The following is a 26,296-nucleotide window of genomic DNA, read 5'->3' on the forward strand; positions in this document are numbered from 1 at the left end:
GGGTTATCCTTTTTTGCTGATCGGCGGGTCGGGGTGCTCGTCGCGGGTCACTTCGCGGTACCACAGTTCATGGTGTTTCCTTGCCCAGGCGCGGCTGACCCAGCCATGCAGCATGGCGTTGACCGAGCCCTTGATCCAGATGCCGGCATAAATGTGGACGATGATGCTCAGCACCAGGATCAAACCCGCCAACGCATGCAGCAGCATGGCCCAGCGAATGCTGGTGATGCCGAAGTACTCGCTAAAGTACGCGCGCCAGATCACCAGCCCGCTGAACAGCAGCACCAGCATGCAAACCAGCAAGATCCAGAACAGCATTTTCTGCCCGGGGTTGTACTTGCCGATGGGCGGCACGCCCTCCTCCTCATTGCGCATGACCCGCCCGACGCGCCGCAGCCACACGCGGTCATTGGCGATAAAGAAGTTCGCCCGAAAGAATTGAATCACCAACCCCACAAACAGGACGAACATCACCACGCCCATGAACGGATGCAGAATGCGCGTCCACGGCCCACCGCCAAACAGATGGCTGAGCCAGAACAGCGCCGGATGAAACAACGCCAGCCCCGACAGCGCCGCCATGAAGAAGAAGATCGCCACCAGCCAGTGGTTGGTGCGCTGGTTTGAGGTGTAGCGCAGGATCTGTTTGCGGATCATGATCGGTCCTCCCCGCGCGGATCAAAGGTATGCACCGACGGATCGACCTCATGCACCGCAGGATCGAGGGTGGTCGGGAGTTCGTCTTCTTCGACCAACTGCGGCCCGACGCGCACGTAGTGGAAGAACCCGGCCAGCACCGCCAACCCCATGGCCAGTAATCCCAAGGGTTTGCTCACACCTTTCCACAACTCCACCAACGGGCTTATGGTCGGAGCGCTCGGCAGGCCGGCGTACAACTTCGGCGTGTCGGCGTGGTGCAGCACGTACATGACATGGGTGCCGCCGACACCTTCGGGGTCGTACAAGCCAGCGTTGTCGAAGCCCCGACTTTTGAGGTCGACGATCCGTTCCGCCGCATGTTCCTTCATGTCGTTCTTGGTCCCGAAAACAATCGCCCCGGTCGGGCAGGTTTTTACGCACGCCGGCTCCAGGCCCACCGCCACTCGGTCCGAGCACAGTGTGCATTTGTAGGCCTTGTGATCCTTTTGCGAGATGCGCGGAATATTGAACGGGCAACCGGTGATGCAATAACCGCAGCCGATGCAATGGTCCTGATCGAAATCGACGATGCCATTGGCGTGCTTGATGATCGCCCCCGGACTCGGGCACGCCGCCAGGCAACCGGGCTCGGCGCAGTGCATGCAGCCGTCCTTGCGAATCAGCCACTCCAGGTTGCCGGCGTCGGTTTCGTGCTCGGTGAAGCGCATCAAGGTCCAGGTTTGCGCGCTGAGGTCTTGAGGATTGTCGTAGGTGCCGTGGTTGTGGCCGACATCGTCGCGCAGCTCGTTCCATTCCGAGCAGGCGACCTGGCAGGCCTTGCAGCCGATGCACTTGGTGGTGTCGATCAGCTTGGCCACTTCCTCCTGATTGCGCACCGAAGGCGAGACCGTGGTGGTGGCCGAACGGGCGATGATGTCTTGGCTGGCCATTTAGACTTTCTCCACGTTGACCAGGAACGACTTGGATTCCGGGGTCTGGGTGTTGCCATCGCCGAGGAACGGCACCAGGGTGTTGGTCAGGTAACCGTGGCGCGTGAGGCCGGTAAACCCCCAGTGCAGCGGGATACCGATCTGGTGCACGACCTGATTATTGACCTGCAGCGGACGAATCCGCTTGGTCACCACCGCGACCGCCTCGATGTGCCCGCGCTTGGAACTGACACGGACCCGGTCGCCGGCCACGATGCCTTTCTCCTTGGCCAGCACTTCACCGATCTCAACGAATTGCTCGGGTTGAGAGATCGCGTTGAGCCGGCAATGCTTGCTCCAGAAGTGGAAATGCTCAGTCAGCCGGTAGCTGGTCGCGGCATACGGATAGTCCTTGGCCACGCCTAAGGAATCCCAGACGGAATCGAAGATCCGCGCCGCCGGGTTGCTGGTGGCCTGCTTGTTTTGCGGGTGCAGCGGGTTGATGCCGATCGGCGTTTCGAACGGTTCGTAATGCTCAGGGAAAGGCCCTTCGGCCATCTTGTCGACGGCGAAGAATCGCGCCACGCCTTCGGGGTTCATGATGAACGGATTCATCCCCGCTTCCGGTGGGACGTCGGCCTTGTAGTCCGGCACATCGGTGCCGGTCCAGACTTTGCCGTTCCACCACACCAGGCGCTTTTTCTCGTCCCACGGCTTGCCTTGCGGGTCTGCCGAAGCGCGGTTGTAGAGAATCCGTCGGTTCGCCGGCCAGGCCCAGGCCCAGCCCAGATGTTGCTTCATGCCGTACGGATCACTGTTGTCGCGCCGGGCCATCTGGTTGCCCGTTTCGGTCCAGCTGCCACAGAAAATCCAGCAACCGGAAGCGGTGCTGCCGTCGTCCCTGAGTTGGCCGAAACCGGCCAGTTGCGTGTTGCCCTTGATCGTCGCGCCGTTAGCGTCGGTGAAGTCGGTGGTGGCATAGCCGTTGATTTCCTTGGCCAGTTCTTCCGGCGAAGGCTCCTCGGCGATTTTGTATGGCCAGGACAGTTTGAGCAGCGGCTCGGAATACGCCCCGCCGTTGGCCTGGTAACGCTGGCGCAGACGGATAAACAGCTCGCTCATGATCCGCACATCGGTGCGCGCTTCGCCAGGGCCATCGGCGCCTTTCCAGTGCCATTGCAGCCAGCGGCTGCTGTTGACCAGCGAGCCGTCTTCTTCGGCGAAGCAGGTGGTGGGCAGGCGAATCACTTCTGTCTGGATGCCGGCGGTTTCGACATCGTTATACGGCCCGACATTGCGCCAGAACTCCGAGGTTTCGGTGGCCAGCGGGTCCATCACCACCAGCCATTTCAACTTGGCCAGCGCCGCCATCACCCGGTTCTTGTCGGGCAACGCGGCGATGGGGTTGAAGCCCTGGCACATATAGCCATTGACCTTGCCCTGGCCCATCAGGTCGAACACTTTGAGGATGTCGTAGTTCGGGATGTCCAGCTTCGGCAAATAGTCATACGCCCAGCGGTTTTCGAGCGTGGCATTCGCGCCGTACCAGGCTTTCATCAGGCTGACGTAGAATGTGCCGTAGTTTTGCCAGTAGGACAGCTGCCCCGGTCGCAACGGTGGTTGCGTGCGTTTGGTGATATAGGCGGTGTAATCCTGCTCCGCATCCTGCGGCAAAGTCAGATAGCCCGGCAACGAATTGGACAGCAAACCGAGGTCGGTAAGCCCCTGGATGTTGGAATGCCCGCGCAAGGCATTGACGCCCCCGCCCGGCATGCCGACGTTGCCCAGCAGCAATTGCACCATGGCCGCGCTGCGAATGATCTGCGAACCGATCGAGTGCTGCGTCCAGCCCAGCGCATAGAGAATCGTCATGGTCTTGCCCGGCTGAGAGCACGTGGCGATCTCCTCCCAGATCTTCTTCATCGCGTCCACGGGCATGCCGCAGATCTGGCTGGCCAGTTCCGGGTTGTAACGGCTGTAATGGGTCTTCATCAGTTGATAGACGCAGCGCGGGTCATGCAGGCTCGGGTCGACTTTGACAAAGCCGTCCTCACCCATTTCATAACCCCAGCCGGACTTGTCCGTGTAGCTGCGTTTGGCCGCGTCATAGCCGCTGAAGATCCCGTCCTCGAAGCCAAACCCGGCCTTGACGATGAAGGACACGTCGGTATAGGCGCGCACGTACTCGTGCTGGATTTTATCTTCGGTCAGCAGGTAATTGATCAGGCCGCCCATGAAGGCAATGTCGGTGCCGGTGCGAATCGGCGCGTAATAGTCGGCCACCGAAGCGGTCCGGGTAAAACGCGGATCGACCACGATCAAGCGTGCCTTGTTATGCGCCTTGGCTTCGGTCACCCATTTGAAGCCGCAGGGGTGCGCTTCTGCTGCGTTGCCGCCCATCACCAGGATCAGATTCGCATTACCGATATCGGTCCAGGTATTGGTCATGGCACCACGGCCGTACGTCGGGGCAAGACTTGCCACCGTCGGGCCGTGTCAGACACGCGCCTGGTTATCGAACCCCAGCATGCCGAGACTGCGAATGACTTTGTGGGTGATGTAACCCGCTTCGTTGGACGCCGCCGAGGCCGCGAGGAAACCGGTGGTCAGCCAGCGGTTCACCGTTTGGCCCTGGGTGTTCTTTTCGATGAAATTGGCATCGCGGTCGGCCTTCATCAGGTCGGCGACGCGATCGAGCGCTTCATCCCAGGAAATCCGCGTCCATTCGCTGCTGCCAGGTTTGCGCACCTCGGGATATTGCAGGCGGCCGGGGCTGTGAATGAAGTCCAGCAACCCCGCACCTTTGGGGCACAGCGTGCCGCGGTTGACCGGGTGGTCGGCATCGCCTTCGATGTGGATGATATTTTGCGCGACATTCTTGGCGGCATCGCCCTGGCTGTACATGATCACGCCGCAGCCGACCGAGCAATACGGGCAGGTGTTGCGGGTTTCACGGGTGTGGGCAAGCTTGAAGTGGCGCACCTGCTCGGCGAAGGCAGTCGCCGGGGCCATGCCCAGCGCGCCGAGGCTCGAGCCCGCAAGGCCGATACCAGCGACCTTGAAGAACTGACGACGGTTGAGGTCCATCGTGCACTCCTATCAGGTGGAAACCCGGGACTAGTGCCGGGTTTTTCTGGACAATCACGGTGGCGGCAGCCTGGCTGCCGACACTTGAAACTGTAGACAATGCATCAGCGCATTGTGTGAAAACCGACCGTCGGCGGCGCTGCGGTTCATTCTGTCGCCAACGATCAAACTGGCGCTTATCATTGCCCCACGTTCAACCACGCTTTTTTATGAGACTGAGCATGACTTTCGATTTTGATCAGGTGTTCGACCGCCACAACACCGGCAGTACCAAATGGAGCCGTTACCCGGCCGACGTATTGCCGATGTGGGTGGCCGACATGGACTTCTCCGCACCACCGGTGATCATCCAGGCCCTGCAAAAACGTCTGGAGCACCCGATGCTCGGCTACAGCGTGGCCCAGGATGACTTGCGCGAGGCCATCGTCGCCGACCTCTGGAACAAGTACGCCTGGCGCGTATTGCCTGAGGAGCTGATTTTCCTGCCGGGCGTGGAGTCTGGGTTCAACATGGCGCTGAATGCGCTGGTCCAGCCGCAGCAGAACGTTGTGGTTCAGGTCCCGAACTACCCGCCGCTGCGTCATGCGCCGGGTCACTGGGGATTGAACAAGGTTGAACTCGAATTCGACGCGTTGGCGGACGGCACTTACGCCACACCACTCGATGCCCTGAATCAGGCGCTGTCCGGTGGCGGTGCGCTGCTGCTGAGCAACCCGCACAACCCGGTGGGCAAAGTCTTCCCTCGAGAAGAACTGCAAGCGGTCGCCGACATCTGCCTGGAGCAGGACGCCTGGATCATTTCTGACGAGATACATGCCGAGCTGTGTTTCGACGGGCGCGTGCACATTCCGACGGCTTCCCTGAGCCCGGAAATCGCCAAGCGCACCATCACGCTGATGTCGGCGAGCAAGGCCTACAACATCGCCGGGCTGAAAACATCGTTCATGATTATTCAGGACTCGGCTTTGCGCGCAAAGGTCAACCACGCCCGCTGCGGCATGGTCGACAGCGTCAACCCGTTAGGCATGGAAGCGACTCGCGTCGCCTACAGCGAAGGCGGCCCTTGGCTGGCCGGGTTGAAGGCGTATCTGCAAAGCAATCGCGATTATCTGGTGGAAGCGGTCAGCACGCGACTGCCAGGTGTGACCATGAACATCCCGCAAGGCACGTATCTGGCGTGGCTCGATTGCTCGGCGCTGGGACTGGATAACCCTCAGCAGTTTTTCCTTGAACACGCAAAAGTCGGGTTGAGCGCGGGTCTGGAATTCGGCGATGACAGCAAACAGTTCGTGCGCCTGAATTTCGGCTGCCCACGGGCATTGCTGGAAGAAGGCATTGCGCGGATGGAGCGCAGCTTGCTCAATCGCAAAGCCTGAATCCAGATCAAAAGATCGCAGCCTTCGGCAGCTCCTACGCGCAATTGCGTACACCCTGCAGGAGCTGCCGAAGGCTGCGATCTTTTGATTTTTCACGACATGAAATCCAACCGAACTCAAGGCAAAAGACCGGGGTCAACCCTTTGAATCTTCTGCCTTGAGAACGGAGATTCCCAATGACCACCTATCCAAAACCACCCTTCCCGAAACAAGGCCAACACCAGCTCGGTCAATTCGGACATGCCCAAACCCACCCTCCTGCCATACGGCACCACCAAGGGCGCGATTGCCAACTTCACCGCCGGCCTGGGGCAGATGCTGGGGCCGAAGAACATTCGGGTGAACTGCGTGGCGCCGGGGCCGATCTGGACACCGCTGATTGTCTCGACCATGCCGGATGAAGAAGTGCAGAACTTTGGTGGGCAGACCCCGCTCGGCCGGCCGGGCCAACCGGTGGAGGTGGCGCCGATTTATGTGTTGCTGGCGTCGGATGAGGCCAGTTACATCACGGGCCAGCGGTATGGGATCACTGGCGGTAAGCCGATGCTTTGAACAGGACGTGCCGCCGCTGCCGAAGGTTGCGTTCGGCAGCAGCTTCACGCCCGCTCTTGAGCGATCACCGATATCTTGCCGTTGCGCTCCAGGATGGCGAACTTGATCTGACCCAGGGTCTCGATGCCCTGACTTGAGCGTGCGGCTTCCATGATGTCGGCCTCGATCAATCGTGCGTGGCGCAGGCGTTTGTGCAGTACCTTGCCGTTCTCGACGACGATCGTCGGTCCGCCGTCGATCAACTGCGACATCCATTCCGAACGCTGTTTGAGTAGCGACAGGCCGACGTCGATGACGATCAGCGTGACGATCACCAACATCGAATTGGTCAGGGAAAAGTCATCGCCCAGCAACGCCTGTTGGGTGGCCTCACCGATGATCATCAACAGCACAAAATCGAATGTCGTCAGCTCGGCCAAAGAACGCCGACCGGCAATCTTGAACAGCACCATCAGCGCCAGATACATCGCGGCCGCGCGCAATACCGAGTCCATAGGTCACCTAAGGGAAAATGAATTGATCGAGGTTCACGGGCATGGCGCCGGGCGATGCAACGCGGCTGCGAAACAGTCCCAGCCCATCGCCGCGCAAGGTCAGATAAAGGTTTGCCTGGCCCCGCGCGTCGGTCTGCACCCACAGCTTCATGCCCTGCCCGGCACTGACGGAGCGCAGGGGTTGCGGTTGCAGGGTTTCGATGTTGAAACCGTCCAGCAACGCCCCGGTCAGTTCCAGCTCAACGGTGGCATTGGGCGCACCGCTCACGCTGATCTGCATCGGGTTGGACGATCCGTGGCGGTGGAACATCTCGTACTGCACCCGGACTTTGCCGTCGTCACCGTGAACATCCCGGGTGCTCAGCGGCCCGCGTGAAAACAGCCCGAGCAGCGCCAGCAACACCAACAGCACCAGGGCGCACCAGCCCCAACGCTCGAATCGCCAGACCTTGACCTGATGCGCCATGTCTTCACGCACCGGATAGTCGCGGCTGTGGTAATCGGTATGGCCAGATTCATCGTTCATCGAGTACGCCCTGCCCTTGCTCGCCGACCAATGCCCGTTGATGGACGTTTTCATGCAGATACTCGACTACGGATTGGCTGATACTCATGGCAAGTCATCCAGAAAGGAGTGCTGCTCGGTTGACCTTCAGCGTCTGCAAACATTCCCCCTATCGGACCACGTCCGACTCAGGGGATAAAAAAGTGAACCCTGTCAAAAATCGTCCCTCAATACGTTTAGGGGCCCCTGCGAGTACAGAGCATGAGCTTCATTTTATGGGTGGCGGTGTTGGGTGCGGTGCTGCTGACGCTGGCGCTGACGTCGTCGTACCTGCGCTGGATGCCGGTGACCACGTCGGCGGTGTGTCTGGTGTTGGGTGTGGCCATCGGGCCCGCGGGGCTTGGGCTGTTGAAACTGGACACCGATAATGCGTCCACCTGGATGGAGCACCTGACGGAAGTCGCGGTGCTCTTTTCGTTGTTTGTCTGCGGTTTAAAGTTGCGCTTGCCGCTCATGGATAAAAACTGGCGCATCGCCTACGGCCTGGCCGGACCGGTCATGGTTTTGACCATTGTGGGCGTCAGCCTGTTGCTGCATTACGGATTCCAATTGTCTTGGGGTGCGTCCGTGTTGATCGGCTCGATTCTGGCGCCTACCGACCCGGTACTCGCCGCCCTGGTGCAAGTCAACGACGCCCGGGATGACGACAGCGTGCGCTTCGGGCTGTCGGGTGAGGCCGGGCTCAATGACGGGATCGCCTTCCCGTTTGTCATCCTCGGCCTGCTCCTGGTGCAACACGACGGCAACCCCGGCTGGCTGGTCGATTGGGTGCTGCGCAGTCTGTTGTGGGCAGTCCCGGCCGGTTTGCTTATCGGTTACTGGATGGGACGCGGCATTGGCCGCCTGACCTTGTTAATGCGCATAAAGAATGACGACAGCACCCTTTCCCCGAATGACTACCTCGCCCTCGCCTTGATCGCCCTGGCTTATGTCGGGGCCGAGTCGATTCACGGTTACGGCTTTCTGTCGGTGTTCGCCGCCGGTCTGGGTTTGCGCCACGAAGAAGTCAAATCCACCGGCGACGATGAACTTCCTGCCGAGTATCTGGTTCAGCCTGTTGTGGGTCATCAGAACGTCGAGCCGCAGCACGCGGTTCATGGTGATACCGCACGCCTGGAAGACACTCAGGTCGCCGCGGGCATCATGATGGGTGACATGCTCGCCTTCGGCAGCCTGGTGGAACGGGCCATGGAAGTGTTTCTGGTGACGCTGCTCGGCGTGGTGCTGATGGCGCACTGGGACTGGCGTGCGTTGCCGATCGCCGGCGTGTTGTTTTGCCTGATTCGACCGCTGAGCGTTGTCGCCATGCCCTGGGGTGGTTTGCTCAACGGTCGCCAGCGAATGCTGATTGGCTGGTTCGGCATACGCGGAATCGGCAGTCTGTATTACCTGTTTTATGCTCTCAATCATGGGCTGGATCAGTCGATGTCAACGCTCTGTATCGACCTGACCTTGTCCGTGGTTGCGCTCAGCATCCTCATCCACGGGATCAGCACTCAACCGCTTTTGATTCGATATGAACGGCAAAAAAAGCAGGATATTTGATTCTATGCCTGTGCGTTTATGGTCCGAACTATCGAATTTTCACGCTCATAAATTTGAAATCCTTTAGCGATCCCGTAGGTCACAACCTTAATCCCGCCCGGCTTATGCGCGGTGGGACTTGCCAGGATCGGTTCCCCTGTGGCGTCGATGCCTATCAAAAGAGACCTCGAAAAATCAGGTGCTGGTCATGATTCACTATTCCACCTCCGATGAAATCAAAGCCTGCCGGGCATTCGCCCTGGAACGTAATCGTCAAATGTTTGAAGAGGCCCAGGCGCTGAGCCGTAGCGCTTTTGCATTACTCGAGGGCAGCGACATGGACGTGGAGCTGTTTGACCGGTATCGGGCCATGCGCCGCAAGGCCGACTTGAAGTTCCAGGAGGCGATCGAACACTTGCGGGTGATCAACGAAGATTTTCCACCTGTCTCCATGTCCACGCAAAACGACCATCGTTTGCTCCAGCAGCCCGAATCCAGGGTCTGAACCTGAAAAGCCCGGCACCGTCGCCGGGCTTTTTATTGTCCGGGACATTATTGCTCCACTGCGAACTGCATGAGTCAACGTCCAGACTCATGCAGGCTGCATGACCTCAGTTCGCCATCAGTCACTTCAACTTATTGTTTTATAAGCAAGTTATCGCAGCGAAAAACCGGCACGACAAATGCTCAAGGACTATGCGCGACGTTCGGCCTTAAGACCGTTCGCGCTCCCCCCCTGACTTGCTGGAGAGACTCGACCATGAACGCCATAGACCTGTTGAAAGCCGACCATGAACGTGTAAAAGGCATCCTCACCCAATTGAGCGAATCCACCGAGCGGGGTGTTAAAAAGCGCGGCGAGTTGCTGGCCAAGCTGGAAATGGAGATCGCCATCCACACCCGTCTTGAAGAAGAAGTCTTGTACCCGGCGTACAAGAAAGCCGGGGGTAAGGAGCAGGACATCATGTATTACGAAGCCAAGGAAGAACATCGCACCGTTGATTCGCTGGTGCTGCCAGACCTGAAAGTCACCGACCCGTCGACCCCGGAATTCGCCGGTCGCGTGAAAGTGGTCAAGGAACTGCTGGAACACCACATCGAAGAAGAGGAAACGGAAATGTTTCCTCAGGCTAAAAAGCTGCTGGGTAAAGCTACCCTCGAGGAATTGGGCGCACAGATGGAAAGCTTGAAGGCCCAGTACAAGAAAGAACTGAGTGCAGCCAATCTGGCGGCTTGATTCTGGTCACTTAAAGTTGGGGGGCAAATCCGTTTCTGCGGTGATGGCTGCTGGCGGTTTCGCTTTTACAGCGAGTTACTTGGAAAAGCGCCAAGTAACCAAACGCTCTCGCCCCTGACGTACGGCCTCTGGGAAAGGGGCGGCAGATCTGGAGCCAAAGCAACGGCAACGGCAACGGCAAGATCAAAAGATCGCAGCCTCGCTTCGCTCGACAGCTCCTACAGGGAAATGCGTTCACTTGAAGCCAGGCCGGCCGGTAGGCCGCCTCGCTTTGGCGTTTGCGGTGCACGCCCCCTCGAGAGGCCGAGTGGAGGTTCTGCGCAGTGGGCAACCCGGCATGGATGCCGGGTTAGCCGCCCCCGGCCTTGGATGGCCGATGGTGGCGGGCCCACGGAGCAGGACCGGAGCGAGGGCATGCCGAGCCTAAGCGAGGCACCGAACGTCAGGGGCAAGAGCCCTTGGTTACTTGGGGCTGTTCCAAGTGACTCGCTGTAAAAGCGAAACCGCCAGCAGCCGCTACCGCAGAAATGGATATATACCCAACCTTAAGTGAACAACATTACGGCATATGCCGTGCCTTTTTAGTTGTTCGGTTCACGCGCCGGGGTTGGTCACCTGAATATAAAACGCATAGCTGCCCAGCAGCACCCAGAACGTGGCGAAAATCCACGGCGTACGCACGGAAAATAATAACGACTTGCGATATCCCTTATGGGTCGATTCCATCTCACTGAACAGCGGCGACTCATCATAAGCAAGCCCCATCAAGGGCTCGCTGCGCAGTAATTCACTCTGCTTGAAATGCCAATGATCAATGATGTCGTATGCCGCGCGAATCCCCGGCCAGGCGTTGAGCGAACTGAGCAGCCCCAACAGTGCCAAAAAGGGCGGCACCACCAGCGTGAAGAGTTTTCCCCACTCGGGGTTGAGGTTGGACATGCACGATGCGAAAGCAATCACCAAAAACGATTGCGCCGCCAGGTAGGCGTCGGTGCGATTAGCCAGAATGCTGGTTTCATACTGGATTTCCCGGCGGTAGAAATCCAGGCGTTCCTTGGGTGAACCGAACATCTTGGCGTTGTGTTCAGTCAGGGTTTCTTCGGCCGGGGCCTCGGTCAGTATTTTTGGCACAGGAGTCACGCACGGGATGGAAAACGTTTAGAAGAAACGCCTCCCGACAAGTTCAGCCGGATTTCAACGCGCCCTCCAGGCACCCATCAAGGCACCCTCGCCGCCAGACACAGGATCGGCCAAGGGGAGTGGAAACCTTGGCGATTCGAACAACGGACGGGGCGTGAGTCGTAGGATTCGGACGCTGAATGTCATACTTTTCCAGCGCGACATGTCGATATAGCAGAACAGGCAGACGACTGTTGGGCGTCTGCCCGTCATCGTCGAAAAACAGGGCGGTCGGCGGGTTTTCGATGGGATGGCTCATGGCGAGAGTGCTCCAGAGGGCAATAAAAACTGTGAGCTGCTCAATGCCGAAAAATTCACAGGCAGTCTCGAACGGTGCTTCGCCACTGTGGTCCCTCAGTTAAGGCTCTGACGTTAAGGAATAGGGATGGACTATCTCGATTGGGTGCAATGGCCAGCGATGCTGGTCACGGTGCTGGCGGCGTGGTTGATCGGGTCGCAAAACCCCAGGCGCCGGGTTACGGGTTTCATCTGTTTTATTGTCAGCAATGTTTTGTGGGTGATCTGGGGTTACCACACCCAAGCTTACGCACTGATCGCCTTGCAATTTTGCCTGTGCGCCATGAACGTGCGCGGCTTCAAGAAGAACGCGGGATCCGCGGCCGAACATTGAGCTCGCTTGTCATTTCATGGTCGAGGCGATGATTTCCACCAGATTGAGTTGGGTAAAAGGTTTGGACAAGCGCGGAAGTCTTGTTGCGAAACCTTCCAGGCGCTCGGCGTAACCGGTGGCAAGGACGATCGGCAAGTCCGGCTTAAGGTTTCGGATAGCCTGCGCCAGTTGCGCGCCATTCATCTGTGGCATGGCCATGTCCGTGATAACCAGATCAATTGCCTGCTCACTGTCGAACATGGCCAGCGCCTGTGCACCGGACGTTGCGCTGATCACTCGATGCCCTAAATCCTCGAGCAACAGGCAGGTACTCGTCAAAACCAGGCTGTCGTCGTCCACCACCAACACGCTCAGACGGGGCACGGGCGATGCGGCTGGCTCCTCGGCAACAGGTTTGGCAACTGAACCAGCAGTGGCGACGGGTATCCACAGTTCGGCGGTTGTGCCTTTGTCTTTCTGACTCTTGAGAACGAATCGACCGCCCAGTTGCTCGATAAATCCATGAACCATCGACAGCCCCAGGCCAGTGCCTTTGCCGACACCTTTTGTGGTGAAAAAAGGGTCCATCGCCGACCCCAGTGTGGCGTCATCCATTCCCTCACCGGTATCGGTGATACTCAGGCAGACATAACGACCGGGTGCCAGGGTAAGCTGCGCCGTGTCCGGCACAGCATCTACCTGGGCACTGATCACGATTTTTCCGCCATGGGGCATTGCATCGCGGGCGTTGGTCACCAGGTTCAATATCGCCAGTTCGAGCTGGTTGACGTCGGCCAGGACCGGTTCGAGTTCTGGTGAAAAGCGCGATTCGAGCACCACGGAAGGCCCGAGAGAGCTGCGCAACAGCCCAGTGATCCCTTGCACCAGCGCCGGGAGCTCGACGGGTTCGGCTTTGAGCTCCTGACGTCTGGCAAACGCCAGCATGCGCTGAGTCAGGGTGACGCCACGCAAGGCACCTTGAGTGGCGTTGTCGACCAATCGGGTAATTCTCGAATCGTCCCCGACGCGTTTGCGGATGATTTCCAGATTGCCAAGGATGACGGTCAGCAAATTGTTGAAGTCGTGGGCAATGCCTCCACTGAGTTGACCGATGACCTGCATCTTCTGCGCCTGAAACAGCGCTTCGCGGGTTTGCTCCAGGGCCTGCTGGGCTTGTGTGACTTCGGTGATATCACGGGTGATCTTGGCAAAACCGAGCAACGTGCCGGTGTCGCCCCAGATCGGGTCGACCACGACATGTGCCAGAAACCGCGTACCGTCCTTGCGCACGCGCCAGGCTTTGTTTTCGAATCGTCCCTCGCGGGTTGCAACGTCCAGAGTCCGTTGTGGTTCGCCTGCCTCACCGTCCTCCGGGGTGTAAAACATCGAAAAGTGCTGGCCGATGACTTCTTCGGGCATGTAGCCCTTGATCCGCTGAGCCCCGAGGTTCCAGTTGGCCAGGCGGCCCTCCGGGGTGAGCATGTAGATGGCGTAGTCAGTGACGCTCTGAACCAGTAGCCGGAATTGCTGCTCGCTTTGCTTGAGGGTTTCTTCCGCCATCTTGCGGTCGGTCAGGTCCCGGGTGATCTTGGCAAACCCCAGCAACCTGCCCGACGGGTCGATAATCGGATCGATAACCACATGGCACCAGAAATGCGTGCCGTCCTTGCGAACCCGCCAGCTTTCCCCCTCAAAACGCCCTTCCCTGATGGCCGTGTCCAGCGCTCGCTGGGGTAAACCGGCACGGCGGTCCTCTTCGGTATAGAAACGCGAGAAGTGCTGGCCGAGAATCTCGGCCTCCTCATACCCCTTGAAACGCCTGGCGCCGGCGTTCCAACTGGTGATGATGCCACCGGGATCAATCATGTAGATCGCGTAGTCAATCACGGCATCGATCAACAGGCGAAAAGGCATGTCCTCGATGGAGGTGGCTTTGGTCCGATCCTCGCTCATTGATCCCTCACGTCACTGGTGTTTTTCTGGAGTATGCGACAAACCGGGATTTTGGAAAGCCGAAAAGCACCTCTGGACGTAAAGCGTTATCGGTGCAGGTACTTGGCGATGTATGTGTACAGGTCGTTGTAGACAAAGGCTGGGATAAATGGGGCATGTGTCCCGGCCTTGAGCAATGCCAGATGGCACTCTTTGACGATTTCGTGGTGACCGTTCACCGCGAAAACGTGGTTATCCGCAATACGGGAGTAAACGATGTACTCAAAAGGCCTCATGGTCGTTGTTGTCGTCACCGAGCCGTCGGCAGCATGGGTGTAGGTACTCTGAGCACGCACCGTCCGCTCGTTCAACACGCCGAACCCACGTTCGTACACAGTGATTTGCGAACCGCTGACGGCCTTTGCAGCCGTCTCGAAAGCCAGGATGATCGCTTGTGCATGACCCATACTGGCATTCAGCTTCGACACCGTGAGAAACCTTTCCATTTCCTGACTTTCAAGGCTTTTGAGCGCTCGTTTAATGCTCGACACATGAGCAAACGCTTGAGTGCAGCCAACGATGTGGGTCTCGAACTGATAACCCTGGGCTGTTGCCGACGGTGGAAAGGCCGCGAAATCGATACTGTCGAACGCACATTCCATGATGATGTTGTATTTGCCGGTGAAGGCTTGCGTAAAGATCTTCGCGCTGACTTCTCGGACGAATGCCTCGGTATGCTCATACGCATGCAAGACGCCGAGTTTGATCATCTCTGAGTATTGGGGGTGTTTTTTGCGGTAGTCGGGCAGGTACAGACGAACATAATTGTCGTAGCGTCTTGAAGGCAGCAGGTTCTTTTCCAGCAGATACGTTTTGCCTGACCCTTGCAGCCCGGCAACAACCAGCATTTTCGGGGTTGCCTCGGCCGTGATGCCGCTGAACAACGTTGCTTTTATTTCATCGAATGCTGCAGTGACCTGCTCAGAGGTGTACGTGTATCTCGGTGCTGCTGACATACCTTGATTTCCTTATCAAAGATTGGTTTGAAAGTGATGACTCGCCCTTTGAATAAAGCTGGCATTCGCTGTTTGTTCAAATAGGTGTTTCTTTCAAGGTATGTCTATGTTTTTTAAGGTAAAAAATCCTACTCGGTTTTGTGAAAAAGCCTCGGAGCAATCGACCACCAGCGCGGCAATAACTGCTTGACCTTGCTGTCGCCAAACCGGTCATCGATCAACATCACCACCCCTTGATCCTGCTGGGTGCGGATCACCCTCCCCGCCGCCTGCACCACTTTCTGCACACCGGGAAACAGGTAGGTGTAGTCATAACCGGCGCCGAAAATCGCCGCCATGCGCTGTTTCAACTGCTCGTTGACCGGGTTGAGTTGCGCCAGCCCGAGGGTGGCGATGAACGCCCCGATCAGGCGCGCACCGGGCAAGTCGATGCCTTCGCCAAACGCCCCACCCAACACCGCAAAACCGACACCCTGACTGTCGGCGGTGAACTGATCGAGAAAGTCCTGACGCTGCCCTTCCCCCATGCCCCGGGACTGCGACCACAGATTGATGTGTGGATGTTTCTCGGCCAGCAACTGCGCCACTTGCTGCAAATAATCGAAGCTGCTGAAAAACGCCAGGTAGTTGCCTGGACGTTGGCTGAACTGCCGGGCAATCAGCTCGACGATTGGCGCGAGGGATGACTGACGATGGACGAACCGCGTGGAGATCTGGCTGACGATGTGCACTTGCAACTGGTCGGCGTGAAACGGCGACTCGACGTCAATCCACACCGTGTTTGTCGGCGTACCCAGCAGATCGGCGTAGTAGTGGCGAGGGCTCAGCGTCGCCGAAAACAGCACCGTGCTGCGTGCAGCCGTCAAGCGCGGGCGGATGAAACCGGCGGGCACCACGTTGCGCAGGCACAGCTGCGACAGGTTGCGTTTGCGGTCGAGGTCGCGCTTGCTGATGTCGAACAGAAACTGTTCATCGAAGAGTTCGGCCACCCGGCAAAATTGCAGCATGTCGAAATAGAAGTTCTGTAACGCCCCGTCCAGGCCCTGAGGATGATCGTTCAGGTAGTCGCCGATGCTCGCACTGCACGACGACAACGCCTGGAGCAGTTTTTCCGGGGCCTTGTCATAGGCCTGATAGGCGCCGAGTTGCAGATTATGCAGGGCATTCCACTCACGGTTGACCCGTTGCAAGGGTTTTTTCAACGCCTCTGGTGCGGTTTTTCGTACACCGTTGAGGGTGGATTGGTCGAGGCTGGCGCTGTACATCTGCCGACCGCGCTCTACCAGGTTGTGGGCTTCGTCCACCAGCACCGCGACTTTCCAGTTATTGGCCTGGGCCAGCCCGAACAGCAGCGCGCTGAAATCGAAATAGTAGTTGTAATCGGCGACCACCACGTCTGCCCAGCGGGCCATTTCCTGGCTCAGGTAGTAGGGACAGACGTCGTGTTTTAGAGCAACCTGGCGCAATGCGCTCTGGTTCAACAGGCTCAGTTCGCTGGCTGCCTGGCGAGCGGCGGGCAAGCGATCATAAAACCCCTGGGCCAGCGGGCAGGATTCGCCGTGACAGGCTTTGTCCGGATGCTCGCAGGCCTTGTCCCGGGCAATCATTTCGAGGACCCGCAAGGGCGGCGCGTCGGCGCTGTCGAGGATCACCTGTGCGGCGTCCAGCGCCAGTTTGCGCCCCGGGGTTTTCGCCGTGAGGAAGAACACCTTGTCCAGTTGCTGCGGCGCCAGAGCCTTGAGCATCGGGAACAGCGTGCCGACCGTCTTGCCGATCCCCGTGGGCGCCTGGGCCATCAAGCAACGACCGGTGCTGACGGCCTTGAACACCGATTCCGCCAGATGACGTTGCCCCGGTCGAAAGTCGGCATGGGGAAACGCCAGTTGCTGCGCAGCCCGATTACGCCCTGCGCGATGAGCCATTTCCTGTTCGGCCCAGTGCAGAAACAAGGCGCAATGTTCTTCGAAGAACAGCCCCAGTTCGTCGGCGCTGAACGCCTCGACCAGGCAGGTTTCCTTTTCGCTGACGATGTCGAAGTACACCAGGGCCAGATTGATCTGCGCCAGATCCAGTTTCTGACACATCAACCCGCCGTAAATCTTCGCCTGCGCCCAGTGCAGCTGACGGTGGTTGGCGGGTTGCTTGCTCAAGTCGCCGCGATAGGTTTTGACTTCTTCCAGGCAGTTTTGCGCAGGGTCGTAGCCGTCAGCCCTGCCCTTGACCTTCAACGTTTGATACAAGCCTTCAAGCGCGACTTCACTCTGGTAGCCCTCGCTGCGTCGGGACGCCACCGTACGGTGCCCGACAATCCCTTCCAGCGCCGTCGGCGAGGGCGTGAAACGCAGGTCGAGGTCACCGACCTTGGCGGTGAATTCACACAGCGCCCGCACCGCGATGCTGTAACTCAAGCGCCCTGCTCCGCCCATTGCACGTAGCAGACGGCAATCGGCATCTGGTGCTCATGGCAGAACTCGAGCCAGCGCAATTGATTGTCTTGCAGGCGATCACCGGGGCCTTTGACTTCGATCATCCGGTAGGTTTTGTCCTGCGGCCAGAACTGGATCAGGTCCGGCATGCCGGCGCGATTGGCCTTGATGTCCAACAACAGGCGATTGAACCAGTGCTTGAGGTGTTCGGCCGGCAGGCAGTCGAGTGCCTGATCCAGCAATTCTTCGCTCAGCACACCCCAGAACACGAAGGGTGACTGCACGCCCCACTTGCTGGCATGGCGTTCACGAATGGTCTGGAGGTAACGCCCGTCATCGAGTTCAGCCAGGCAATCCTGGAACAGCTCCGCGCGGCGCGCGTGAAAGTCTTCATTGAGCAGATCCACCGGCCCACGCTGGAACGGGTGGAAAAACGCCCCCGGCAACGGTGCGAAGATCGCCGGCCAGCACAGCAGACCGAACAGCGAGTTGATCAGACTGTTTTCAACGTAATGCACCGGTGCCGATTCTTCCGCCAAATGCGCCTGAACGTAATACTCCACCGACAACGCCGGGTCGGTTCTGGGCAGTTGCAGGTCCAGGCGCAGGATTTCCCGTGGGGATACGCGCTTCATCACCGGCCCGCCAAGCTTGCGCCGCAGCCTGGGCAGCACACGCAGCAATTGTTGCTGCTCGGCGGCACTTTCCGGCGATTGCTCTATCGCGGATGCCAGGTCCATGGCCAGCTGGTATTCACCGCAGCGCTCCAACACGCGGATCAACCGCAGCCGCGCGCCGGGATAGGCACACGCGCGGTAGATCGTCAGTGCGGTAGAGAAATCCGCCATGCGCTCGCAGTGCTGACCGATCTGGAACAACAATTTGCCGCGACGTCGTTGCAGCCAGGGATTGCTCAGGGCCAGTGCGTTGATCTGCTCGACAATGCCTTCCACGGCTTCGCCGGCCTCGAAATGCTGCTGGCACTCATGAAGGAAGAGGCAGGCATCCACGTCGTCACGGCTGCGCAGGCCTCGGGAATCGGCGCAGAACTCGACTTTTTCATAGGTAAAGATGCCCAGGTCAGCCAGCACGAACTCGGACCAATCCTGGTAAAGATTGCCGAAAAACATCAAACGCAGCCGGTCGCACAGGCCCATGATGGTCAGGCTGAACAATCGGTCATGCAGCTTCGGGCACCACTGGTCGAAGGTTTGATCCTGGGGAAACCGCTCGCTCAGTACCGGCAGCCAATCGGTCTTTTTTCCCTTGGGCTGATCGATGGTGGGGCCAAAACACTGGAGAATTTCTGCTTTTAGCAACACCTCGAACAGCGCATCGATCGACAACGGCAATTGCTCATCGATCCAGCCCAGCGCCAGCAATGGGCCGGCGGCAATGGCGGTATCGCCGATTTCGAGGTAGTGCAGCTTGCTCGCCCTGAAGTGACTCCCCTTGCGCATCACCATCCTGACCAGCAGAGCCCTGGACTCACGGGGCAACCGATTGAAGTCGTGGATGAAGCGTTGCTCTTCGACACTCAGCACATCGGCATAGCGGTGCTCAAGCCAATCAAGCACTTGCATGAAATTGTTCAAGTAGTAGAACGGGTCTTCGAGAGGATTTGCAGTCACAGGAAAAAAAGGCCATGGCAAGCGAGTACTGGTTATGCGTACAGATACCAGCTGAGCCCTGTCCGGTGCAAACGGAAAAGGATAAGCGGCGGCGCTATCCGGTAATTTTTCGGGTGCCTATGAACTTTCTGCCGATCCATCGCACCAACCGCGTTAGAGGTGCAGTGATGATTGATTTCGTTCGCGACAGTCGCGCTGTTTTTTTGAAGGATGAGAGGTGGTTATGAATATCAAGACTCTGGGCTTGCCCCTGGCGGTAGCGGCCTTTCTGGTCCTGGCCGGTTGCTCGACGCCAACGGTAGTGACGCTGCAGAACGGCACCCAGTATTTGACCAAGGACATACCGAAAACCAAGACCAAGGATGGTTTCTTTGAGTTCGAAGATATTTCCGGGGCAAAAGTGAAGGTCAAGGCCGATGAAGTGACCACGATTCGGCAGGAAGACTGAACAGCAAATCAAAAGATCGCAGGCTGCGCCAGCTCCTACGCCGATCATGGGCGTAGGAGCTGGCGAAGCCTGCGATCTTTTGCTGGTGTGGCAGCAAACCTAGGCGATAACGATTCCCCCTCCCGACAGGCTATCCAGCCCAACCCCGACCAACGTCACCGAATCCCCCCCAAACGTCAGCACCGTGTCGTGCCCCACCGCCGTGGCATGCGCTCGGTAGTCGTCGTTTGGCGTCACCCCTTGAACCCCGAGAAACACCAGTTTGTCGCTGGCCTGGTAACCAACCACCCGGTCCTGACCAAACGCGCCGCTAAACAAAAAGGTATCGATCCCGCCCCCCGACTCCAGCAGGTCGTTTCCCACCCCGCCGACAAACACGTCGTTACCCTTGCCGCCGATCAAATGATCGTTGCCGTCCAGCCCTATCAACCAATCGCCGCCAGCGTGAGCCTTGAGCGTATCGGCGCCAGCACCGCCCTTCACCGTTGACGCGTACTGGGTCAGGTTGTTGCCCACCTTAAGGCCCTCGGCAGTGACGCTGTGGGTCACGTCATCCTTGAACAGCCCCCACAGAAACCCCGGCTCCTTGGTCACGATGCTGCCGATGTCGCGGCTAATGCTGATGCCACCCTTGGCGTCGCGGATGTACAGATTGCCGGCACCGTCATTGGCGAAGTCGACGTTTTTCACCGACTGCTGCAAGTCCAGCACGTTGTTGCCCTTGCCGCCCAACAGGATGTTGTAGCCACCACCGTCGCGGAAGGTGTCGTTGCCATCGCGGCCTTCCAGATAGTCGTTGCCCTGGCCACCCTGGATCAGATCGTTGCCGTCGCTGCCGATAATGAAGGTGCTGCCCTTATGGGTGTCGGCGTTGTGGTTCAGATCCTGGACCCAGGTGTTGCTGCGCGCCGGGTCCGACAGGTTGGCAACGATGATCGTCGAGTCTTTGCTGGTGAGCTCATAGAACGCCGACTCGATCACCCGGTTCATGCCGTCGCCATAGGCAGTGGGCAAGTGCGAGATCCAGGTCGGAATGTTGAGGATCGAAAACGGCAGCACGTTCCAAGCCGTCGAGGCGTAGTGATCGTTGAAGCTGACGATGTTATCAGTCGCCGAGTCTTTGGCGGCGTCGTGTACGCCCACCGACGACAGGTTGAACGATGAGCCGTCGAGGGCACGGAACACCGGGTCGTTTTCGTAACCGACGTTGAGCACTTTGTCCGTGCTGCTTTGGGTTGGCGAGGCGTAGGCGATGTAGTTGGAATCCTGGTAGAAACCGGCCCATTTGTCGTTGCTCAGGTCCGCCAGGCTATTGACCGCCAACCCGCCGAGGCTATGGCCGCTGACCAGCACGTCCTTGCCCGACAGGCCATTGGCCCGGGCAAATGCCGCAACGTCACTGAGCAGGTCGCCGAAGGCTTCGCCGACGTAGTTCTTGGCGTAATCTTTCGGCCCCAACGCCGCCATCAGATCGTTGATCACGTCTGCGATTGAATCACTGACCAGGGTTTCCCGGGGGCCGCTGGTGCCGCGAAAGGCGATACCGATTTCACTGAGATGACCCTGCGCGTCGTACTTGCCGAGGATTTCCACCTGAGCGCTGGTGTAGCCGTCCTTCTCGCCGAAGAACGTTCCGCGTGCATCGACCTTGCCGTCATAGCCCAGTTGTGTGGCGGTGATGGGCGTCCAGCCGGCCTTCTGCACCGCGTCCAGCTCGGCTTTTTCCGAATCGGGATTCCACGGAACGCCGGGGATGACACCCTGGGAGTCGGTGCCGCCGATCAGCGCCGTGACCAGTGTCGCCGGCAAGCCAAGGCCGAAGCCGTTGTGCTGATAGCCGGTGGCAAAGCCGTTATCGAGGTTGTGATAGGAATACAGCGTGATTGCCATGGCGTCGGTAAATAACGCTTTGGAATCTGCTGTGCCGAAGTGTTTGTAGTCGTACACACCCATTGGTATTGCCTCTCTCTTTGTTGGAGTTGTCAGAGATAGCTCACAACCAGGACGCCCGATCACGAGGCGCCCCGGAGCATTTGAATCAGAACTGCCAGCCGAGCGTCAGACCCACACCGTGGTCTTTTTCGTTGGAGCCCAGCAGTCCGTTGTAATCCAGGCTCACCCGCACATCCTGCGCCACCGCCAGACCGGCCCGCGCCCCCACAACGGCGGCGTTACGATCCAGGGAAACGCTCTGCACGCTGAACGCGGTATTGCCGTTGGCAAAGGCCAGGTGATCTTCGGAACGGGTGTTGCTCAGGTTGTGCTGCCAGCCCAGCGTGCCGGAGAGTTCCAGTTGCTGTTTGTCCGACAGGGCAATCGCTTTGCTCGCCCGTAGACCGAGGGTCGAGAGCACGGCGTCGCGGTTGTCTTCGCCACCCTTGAGCGCTGCGGCATCACCCTTCTCGGTGAAGCTGTCACTGTTGAGGTGCACGTAAGCCAGGTTGGCGAACGGTTCCAGTGCCAGCGGTTGCAGGTCCAGGCGATACGCCGCTTCGGTAAACAGTTGTGCGGTTGTCGCGTCGCGTTTGGATTTCTGTTTGCCGCTGACATCGCCGAATTGCAGATCACGCTTCACCTCGATGCGATGCCAGCTGTAGGCGCCGCCGACACTCAGACGCAGTGCATCGATTTCATGGCCCAGGTAGGCGCCCAAGTGGTAGCTGTCGACGGAGGCTGACGCATGCGTGCCATCGCCCATGCTCAACGAACTGTCGCTGTAACCGGTCACGAAACCCAGCCGCGTATCGTCAGTGATCAGACCGTCGACACCGGCCAGCAAGCCGCCGATGGAGCTGTTGGAACTGGCGTTGTCATGCCCGCCATCGCTCTTGCCCCAGGCGCCGAGGACTTTGACCCAGGCGTTGCTACGGTCATCGGTCGGTGCCGCTGCATTGAACAGATCACGCTCGCGCAGGCGTTCGCCGACGGCATCGCGCAGGTAACGGCTGTCGTTGATCAGCAGCGTACCGATTGCCGGATGAATCTCACCAGACAGTTGCTGGAAGGCTTGTTGCGCGACGGCCGCGGTCGGCGAAAGCAGCAAGGTTTCATAGAGCGGATTGCCGGCGCCCAATTGCTCGGCGGCGGCGGCAACGGCGCGTTGGTTCGGGGATTGGCCGACGCTGGCGAAGGACGCTGCGATGCGCTCTACCGCCAGTTGGATGCCATTGGCCGAGTAGTCGAGCGTGCCTCCGATGAACAGATAATCCGGTAGCACCGCGCCGAAACGCCCTTCGATCCCGCCGGCCGCTTGCAGAATGTTGTATTGATTGCCGAGCAGGGATTTCACTTCGCTGGTGGTCAGCAAGGTCGGGCTGTTTTCCAGGGACAGGCTGACGGTAGCGCCTTCGATCACGGCTTTACCGCCCGCCACGATCTGGTCGCTGCGGGTGGGCGACAATTCCACGGCGTAGGTCGAGCCAGGCTCGAAGATCACGTCGCCCGCCACCTGCAAGGTGCCGATGGAATTGCCCGGCGCCACGGTGCCGCCGCTTTTCGCGGTCAGCGCACTGATGCGGCCGTTACCGCCGAGGATGCCGCGGTCATTGACCGTGACGGCTGATGCGAGCGAACCGTTAATGGCCAAGCGGCCCTGATTGACCAGCGTCGGGCCGGTGTAGGTGTTGGCTCCAGTCATGACCAGCGTGCCGATGCCTTGCTTGGTCAAACCGCCGTGCCCGGAAATGTCGTTGCGCCACGTGTCGAGGCCGCAGTGCACGTCATTGCAGACGCGTTCGGTCGGTTTGCCCGCGTCGATGATCGCGCCGATGCCTGGCAAATCCGCGACAAACTGACTCGAACCGTAGGCACCCTGAATGCGAAATTCTTCGGGAATGTCCTGCTCGGTGACGAACATCGCCGGGCCATCGATGCCTTTGCGCAGGTTGATCATGCCCCAGCCGTACAGCGAATCGACACCCGGCGTACCGAGGTCGGTGGCTGTGGTGCGCAACACGCTGGCGACCTGAGCGCCGGTCATGTACGGGAAGCGCTCCATCAGCACGGCCATGGAACCGGCGACATGCGGCGCCGCCATCGAGGTGCCGTTGTAGTTGGCGTAACCGGTGGTCAGGTTGCCGGCGTTGGTACCGCTGATGATCGAGCTGTAGATCTTGCTGCCCGGTGCAGACACGCAAAAGCTAGCGGTGTAGCCGCAGCGTGAAGAGAAGGTGCTGATGTTGTAGAGGTCCGGGCTGTTGAGGTCCGGGTTCTTTTGCAAGGCCGCCACGGTGACCCAGTTCGGCGCGATGTCCGGGACAAAAAAACCCAGGCCCGCGATGGCGTCCGGGTTGTTGAGGTTGTAGTCGTTGCCGGCTGCGAAGATCGTCACGATACCGCTGCGAGCCGCCGCGATGGCGCCGTCGTAGGCTCCGCCCGGTTGGGTCCCGAGTAACGGACGGATCTCGTTGAACTGCAATTGGGCGTCTTGCACGGTGAAATGCGGGTACGCCGGGTTGCGTCCTCCGAGGTCGAAGCGATCGGTGATGCCGATGCCCCAACTGTTGTTGATGATCCGCGCGCCGCTGGCGATCAAGGCATCCCAACCGGCCTTGTAGACCGCGCCGTCGTTGCCGCGAATGATGCCGTCCTCCGGGCCCGGATCTCCGTTATCCGCACTGATGATCTGCGCACCGAATGCCACGCCATGCATCGGACCGCCATCTCGACTGCCGGCAGCGATCCCGCCAACGTGGGTACCGTGGGCACCGAGCTTGCCGTCGGAACCGATCGAGGGCGAACCGTCGTAGCGAAAGGCGTCCCCCGCTTTGACCGGGATGTACGGGTCGGTGTATTCGCGGATGCCGCTGGTGACCAGAGTGATCACTTTATCGGGACCGGAAAACTCCGGATGCGCGGCGTAGACCGGTTGGTCGAAGATCCCCAGTTTCACGCCTTTGCCGGTGTAACCGGCGGCGTAGGCCTCTTGTGCGTTGACCGCTCCCAGTCCCCAATCGGCAGTGAATTCGGCGCTGCGCCAACTATTGGGATCGCCCGCTCTAGCGTTTTCCACGTAGGGCGCCGCTTGCGCGTTGCCGATGGAGGCCAATGCGCAGAGCAAGGCAAGGTTGTTGTATTTGTTATTCATCCAGCTACCGTCCTTAGTTGTGTTGCCAAAATCCTGTGCCTTGAAAGCGCCTGTTTTTATGTTTGTGAAGCACAATCCCTGTAGCAGGCGCAGCCTGCGTCCGGCTGCGCAGCAGTCGTAAACCCTGAATGCACGGTGTAACTGACGGACCGCAGTGCCTGATTTTGCGACTGCTGCGCAGCCGGACGCAGGCTGCTACAGGGTTCGCGTTAAAACTGGCCGCCAAACGCCTCGTCAACCTTGGCGAGGTCCTGCTCGCTCAAGGTCCCGGCGTAGTAATGCAACTTGGTCCAGGCCATCAAGTAGTCATAACGTGTCTGGGCCAGATCCCGGCGGGTGGTAAACAGTTGTTGTTCGGCGTTCAGCGCATCGAGGTTGACCCGTTCACCGCCCAAAATGCTTTGCCTGGTCGACACCACCAGCGCTTCGGCAGACTTCAGGGCTTTCTGATAAGCCCGCAGTTTGCTCACGCCCGACAGGCAGGCGCTGAACTGCCGACGCAGCTCGATCAGCGTTTCCCGGGTCTTGCCGTCCAGTTCGTATTCGGCCTGCTCCATCGCGCGGCTGGCCTGGCGCGTCGAGGCCGAGACCCCGCCACCGGCATACAGCGGCACGTTGACTTCGATGCCGATGGTGTTGGTGTCGTAACGTTGGTTGTAGGTGTTGCCGCTTTCCGACTCGTTCTGCCGCACAGAGGCGTAAGCGCTGACTTTGGGCAGGTGCCCGGCGCGGTTGCGTTCAACCTCGTATCGCGCCACCTCCAGCGCCTGGCGCTGGGAGGCCAGGTTCGGGTTGTTGGCCACCGCGATCTCGTGCCAGGTGTCGTAACTGGCCGGTTGCAGGGCAAACGTCTGGAAATGCGGGGCCAGTGGCGCCAAATCGGCGATGTCGATGGCCGGCACGCCGATCAGCGCCCCCAGTTCGCGCAAGGATGCATCCTGTTCGTTGCGGGCCTCGATTTCCTCGGCGGTGGCCAGCTCATAGCGCGACTCGGCCTCAAGAATGTCGGTGCGCGTGCCCTCTCCCTGACGAAACATCTGCTCGTTCTGCTGGAACTGCCGCTCAAAGGCTTTTTTCTTGGCCAGGGCAATGTCGATCTGATCCTGAGCGAACAGTGCTTTGGTGTAGTTCTCCAGCACCCGAACCAGCAGCTCTTGGCTTTTGCCGCGAAAGTTCTCATCGGCGAACAGCGACTGCGCCACGCCCTTGCGATACGCGGCGTAGGCCTCGTAGTCGAGCAACGGTTGTTGCAGGGTGAACGTCGAGCCGTAACTGCTGTAGTTACGATCGTCACTCTGGCTGCGACCGCGATCGTTCAAGTACGTCACTTTGGAGGTGTTGCGGCCCTTGTTGTAGTTGTAACCGATCCTGGGCAACAGCCCGGCGCGGCCGATAGCGCGATTCTCGAGGCCGGCATCGCGTTCTTTGATAGCGCCGAGAAATACCGGATCGTTACGCAACGCTTGTTCGTAGACCTCAAACGGCCCCATGGCCAGCACACTGTTGCAGGTCAGCAGCGCCAGGGTTGCGGCGAGCATGGAAAGCTTACTCATACAGCCGAACAT

The 26,296-nt window shown here is 59.1% G+C and carries 20 protein-coding genes and 1 pseudogene; 7 read left to right on the top strand and 14 right to left on the bottom strand.

The features are described from left to right. Window positions 1-3: 3 nt before the first annotated feature. From ACYZTX_RS16985 to fdnG, 3 genes are read right to left on the bottom strand one after another with little or no spacing between them, the layout of a single operon-like run. The gene (locus ACYZTX_RS16985) at window positions 4-657 is read right to left on the bottom strand and encodes a formate dehydrogenase subunit gamma (RefSeq protein ID WP_462035040.1); all 654 of its coding nucleotides are present in this window, start codon (window positions 655-657) and stop codon (window positions 4-6) included. Continuing rightward, window positions 654-1,589, bottom strand: coding sequence for a formate dehydrogenase subunit beta (gene fdxH / locus ACYZTX_RS16990; RefSeq protein WP_462035041.1), 936 nt, complete (start codon window positions 1,587-1,589; stop codon window positions 654-656). The genes ACYZTX_RS16985 and fdxH overlap by 4 nt, the downstream gene beginning before the upstream one ends. Continuing rightward, window positions 1,590-4,655 carry a formate dehydrogenase-N subunit alpha gene (fdnG, locus tag ACYZTX_RS16995; protein WP_462035042.1) on the bottom strand — a complete coding sequence of 1,022 codons (3,066 nt, stop codon included), beginning with the start codon at window positions 4,653-4,655 and terminating at the stop codon, window positions 1,590-1,592. 221 nt (window positions 4,656-4,876) lie between these two features. On the opposite strand from fdnG, the gene ACYZTX_RS17000 reads away from it, so the two are divergent. Further along, window positions 4,877-6,031 carry a MalY/PatB family protein gene (locus ACYZTX_RS17000; RefSeq protein WP_462035043.1) on the top strand — a complete coding sequence of 385 codons (1,155 nt, stop codon included), beginning with the start codon at window positions 4,877-4,879 and terminating at the stop codon, window positions 6,029-6,031. Between the two features lie 216 nt (window positions 6,032-6,247). After that, window positions 6,248-6,583 (top strand): annotated as a pseudogene (locus tag ACYZTX_RS17005) (SDR family oxidoreductase); the annotation flags it as partial. A 44-nt stretch (window positions 6,584-6,627) separates the two neighbouring features. Here the strand turns inward: ACYZTX_RS17005 and ACYZTX_RS17010 are convergent. Then, on the bottom strand, window positions 6,628-7,077 hold the full coding sequence (locus ACYZTX_RS17010) for a DUF421 domain-containing protein (RefSeq protein WP_462035044.1): 450 nt from the start codon (window positions 7,075-7,077) through the stop codon (window positions 6,628-6,630). A 7-nt stretch (window positions 7,078-7,084) separates the two neighbouring features. Next, a complete protein-coding gene (locus ACYZTX_RS17015) occupies window positions 7,085-7,603 on the bottom strand; it encodes a hypothetical protein (RefSeq protein ID WP_462035045.1) in 519 nt (172 codons plus the stop codon). A gap of 240 nt (window positions 7,604-7,843) precedes the next feature. On the opposite strand from ACYZTX_RS17015, the gene ACYZTX_RS17020 reads away from it, so the two are divergent. The 3 genes from ACYZTX_RS17020 to ACYZTX_RS17030 all read left to right on the top strand — a co-directional run bounded on the left by ACYZTX_RS17020 (window position 7,844) and on the right by ACYZTX_RS17030 (window position 10,403). Further along, window positions 7,844-9,187 carry a cation:proton antiporter gene (locus ACYZTX_RS17020; RefSeq protein WP_462035046.1) on the top strand — a complete coding sequence of 448 codons (1,344 nt, stop codon included), beginning with the start codon at window positions 7,844-7,846 and terminating at the stop codon, window positions 9,185-9,187. Window positions 9,188-9,374: 187 nt separating this feature from the next. Beyond that, window positions 9,375-9,671, top strand: coding sequence for a hypothetical protein (locus ACYZTX_RS17025; RefSeq protein ID WP_462035047.1), 297 nt, complete (start codon window positions 9,375-9,377; stop codon window positions 9,669-9,671). Between the two features lie 255 nt (window positions 9,672-9,926). Continuing rightward, complete coding sequence (locus ACYZTX_RS17030; RefSeq protein WP_462035048.1) at window positions 9,927-10,403, top strand: hemerythrin domain-containing protein; 477 nt, start codon at window positions 9,927-9,929, stop codon at window positions 10,401-10,403. Between the two features lie 594 nt (window positions 10,404-10,997). Here the strand turns inward: ACYZTX_RS17030 and ACYZTX_RS17035 are convergent. Together ACYZTX_RS17035 and ACYZTX_RS17040 are read right to left on the bottom strand one after the other, a co-directional pair. Beyond that, a complete protein-coding gene (locus ACYZTX_RS17035) occupies window positions 10,998-11,534 on the bottom strand; it encodes a hypothetical protein (protein ID WP_462035049.1) in 537 nt (178 codons plus the stop codon). 52 nt (window positions 11,535-11,586) lie between these two features. Next, window positions 11,587-11,841, bottom strand: coding sequence for a hypothetical protein (locus ACYZTX_RS17040; protein ID WP_462035050.1), 255 nt, complete (start codon window positions 11,839-11,841; stop codon window positions 11,587-11,589). A gap of 126 nt (window positions 11,842-11,967) precedes the next feature. On the opposite strand from ACYZTX_RS17040, the gene ACYZTX_RS17045 reads away from it, so the two are divergent. After that, window positions 11,968-12,213: a hypothetical protein gene (locus ACYZTX_RS17045; protein ID WP_462035051.1), complete on the top strand. Its 246-nt coding sequence runs from the start codon at window positions 11,968-11,970 to the stop codon at window positions 12,211-12,213. Between the two features lie 9 nt (window positions 12,214-12,222). Here the strand turns inward: ACYZTX_RS17045 and ACYZTX_RS17050 are convergent, their stop codons facing one another. From ACYZTX_RS17050 to ACYZTX_RS17065, 4 genes are all read right to left on the bottom strand, one after another. After that, window positions 12,223-14,145: a hybrid sensor histidine kinase/response regulator gene (locus ACYZTX_RS17050; RefSeq protein ID WP_462035052.1), complete on the bottom strand. Its 1,923-nt coding sequence runs from the start codon at window positions 14,143-14,145 to the stop codon at window positions 12,223-12,225. 86 nt (window positions 14,146-14,231) lie between these two features. Continuing rightward, complete coding sequence (locus tag ACYZTX_RS17055) at window positions 14,232-15,140, bottom strand: zeta toxin family protein (RefSeq protein ID WP_462035053.1); 909 nt, start codon at window positions 15,138-15,140, stop codon at window positions 14,232-14,234. 128 nt (window positions 15,141-15,268) lie between these two features. Beyond that, window positions 15,269-17,548 carry an ATP-dependent DNA helicase gene (locus tag ACYZTX_RS17060; protein WP_462035054.1) on the bottom strand — a complete coding sequence of 760 codons (2,280 nt, stop codon included), beginning with the start codon at window positions 17,546-17,548 and terminating at the stop codon, window positions 15,269-15,271. After that, entirely contained in the window at window positions 17,545-19,197 is a 1,653-nt protein-coding gene (locus ACYZTX_RS17065; protein ID WP_462035055.1) for a VRR-NUC domain-containing protein, read from the bottom strand. Before ACYZTX_RS17065 ends, ACYZTX_RS17060 begins: the two co-directional genes overlap by 4 nt. Before the next feature lie 223 nt (window positions 19,198-19,420). Here ACYZTX_RS17065 and ACYZTX_RS17070 point away from each other — a divergent pair, with 223 nt between their 5' ends. Beyond that, window positions 19,421-19,645, top strand: coding sequence for a YgdI/YgdR family lipoprotein (locus ACYZTX_RS17070; RefSeq protein WP_449645517.1), 225 nt, complete (start codon window positions 19,421-19,423; stop codon window positions 19,643-19,645). Window positions 19,646-19,744: 99 nt separating this feature from the next. Here the strand turns inward: ACYZTX_RS17070 and ACYZTX_RS17075 are convergent, their stop codons facing one another. From ACYZTX_RS17075 to ACYZTX_RS17085, 3 genes are all read right to left on the bottom strand, one after another. Next, the gene (locus tag ACYZTX_RS17075) at window positions 19,745-21,598 is read right to left on the bottom strand and encodes a polyurethane esterase (protein ID WP_462035056.1); all 1,854 of its coding nucleotides are present in this window, start codon (window positions 21,596-21,598) and stop codon (window positions 19,745-19,747) included. An 85-nt stretch (window positions 21,599-21,683) separates the two neighbouring features. After that, window positions 21,684-24,731: an autotransporter domain-containing protein gene (locus tag ACYZTX_RS17080; RefSeq protein ID WP_462035057.1), complete on the bottom strand. Its 3,048-nt coding sequence runs from the start codon at window positions 24,729-24,731 to the stop codon at window positions 21,684-21,686. Window positions 24,732-24,940: 209 nt separating this feature from the next. After that, on the bottom strand, window positions 24,941-26,296 hold the full coding sequence (locus ACYZTX_RS17085; RefSeq protein WP_462035058.1) for a TolC family outer membrane protein: 1,356 nt from the start codon (window positions 26,294-26,296) through the stop codon (window positions 24,941-24,943).

It is taken from the genome of Pseudomonas sp. MDT1-17 (genome assembly GCF_054898105.1).

Bases quoted from the DNA above. Each gene is read 5' to 3' on its own strand.
- ACYZTX_RS17085 (WP_462035058.1), bottom strand. From the start codon at position 26,296: ATGTTCGGCTGTATGAGTAAGCTTTCCATGCTCGCCGCAACCCTGGCG.
- ACYZTX_RS17070 (WP_449645517.1), top strand. From the start codon at position 19,421: ATGAATATCAAGACTCTGGGCTTGCCCCTGGCGGTAGCGGCCTTTCTG.
- ACYZTX_RS17045 (WP_462035051.1), top strand. From the start codon at position 11,968: ATGGACTATCTCGATTGGGTGCAATGGCCAGCGATGCTGGTCACGGTG.
- ACYZTX_RS17055 (WP_462035053.1), bottom strand. From the start codon at position 15,140: ATGTCAGCAGCACCGAGATACACGTACACCTCTGAGCAGGTCACTGCA.
- ACYZTX_RS17020 (WP_462035046.1), top strand. From the start codon at position 7,844: ATGAGCTTCATTTTATGGGTGGCGGTGTTGGGTGCGGTGCTGCTGACG.
- ACYZTX_RS17075 (WP_462035056.1), bottom strand. From the start codon at position 21,598: ATGGGTGTGTACGACTACAAACACTTCGGCACAGCAGATTCCAAAGCG.
- fdxH (WP_462035041.1), bottom strand. From the start codon at position 1,589: ATGGCCAGCCAAGACATCATCGCCCGTTCGGCCACCACCACGGTCTCG.
- ACYZTX_RS17000 (WP_462035043.1), top strand. From the start codon at position 4,877: ATGACTTTCGATTTTGATCAGGTGTTCGACCGCCACAACACCGGCAGT.
- ACYZTX_RS17030 (WP_462035048.1), top strand. From the start codon at position 9,927: ATGAACGCCATAGACCTGTTGAAAGCCGACCATGAACGTGTAAAAGGC.
- ACYZTX_RS17015 (WP_462035045.1), bottom strand. From the start codon at position 7,603: ATGAACGATGAATCTGGCCATACCGATTACCACAGCCGCGACTATCCG.
- ACYZTX_RS17080 (WP_462035057.1), bottom strand. From the start codon at position 24,731: ATGAATAACAAATACAACAACCTTGCCTTGCTCTGCGCATTGGCCTCC.
- ACYZTX_RS17010 (WP_462035044.1), bottom strand. From the start codon at position 7,077: ATGGACTCGGTATTGCGCGCGGCCGCGATGTATCTGGCGCTGATGGTG.
- ACYZTX_RS16985 (WP_462035040.1), bottom strand. From the start codon at position 657: ATGATCCGCAAACAGATCCTGCGCTACACCTCAAACCAGCGCACCAAC.
- ACYZTX_RS17025 (WP_462035047.1), top strand. From the start codon at position 9,375: ATGATTCACTATTCCACCTCCGATGAAATCAAAGCCTGCCGGGCATTC.
- ACYZTX_RS17050 (WP_462035052.1), bottom strand. From the start codon at position 14,145: ATGAGCGAGGATCGGACCAAAGCCACCTCCATCGAGGACATGCCTTTT.
- ACYZTX_RS17040 (WP_462035050.1), bottom strand. From the start codon at position 11,841: ATGAGCCATCCCATCGAAAACCCGCCGACCGCCCTGTTTTTCGACGAT.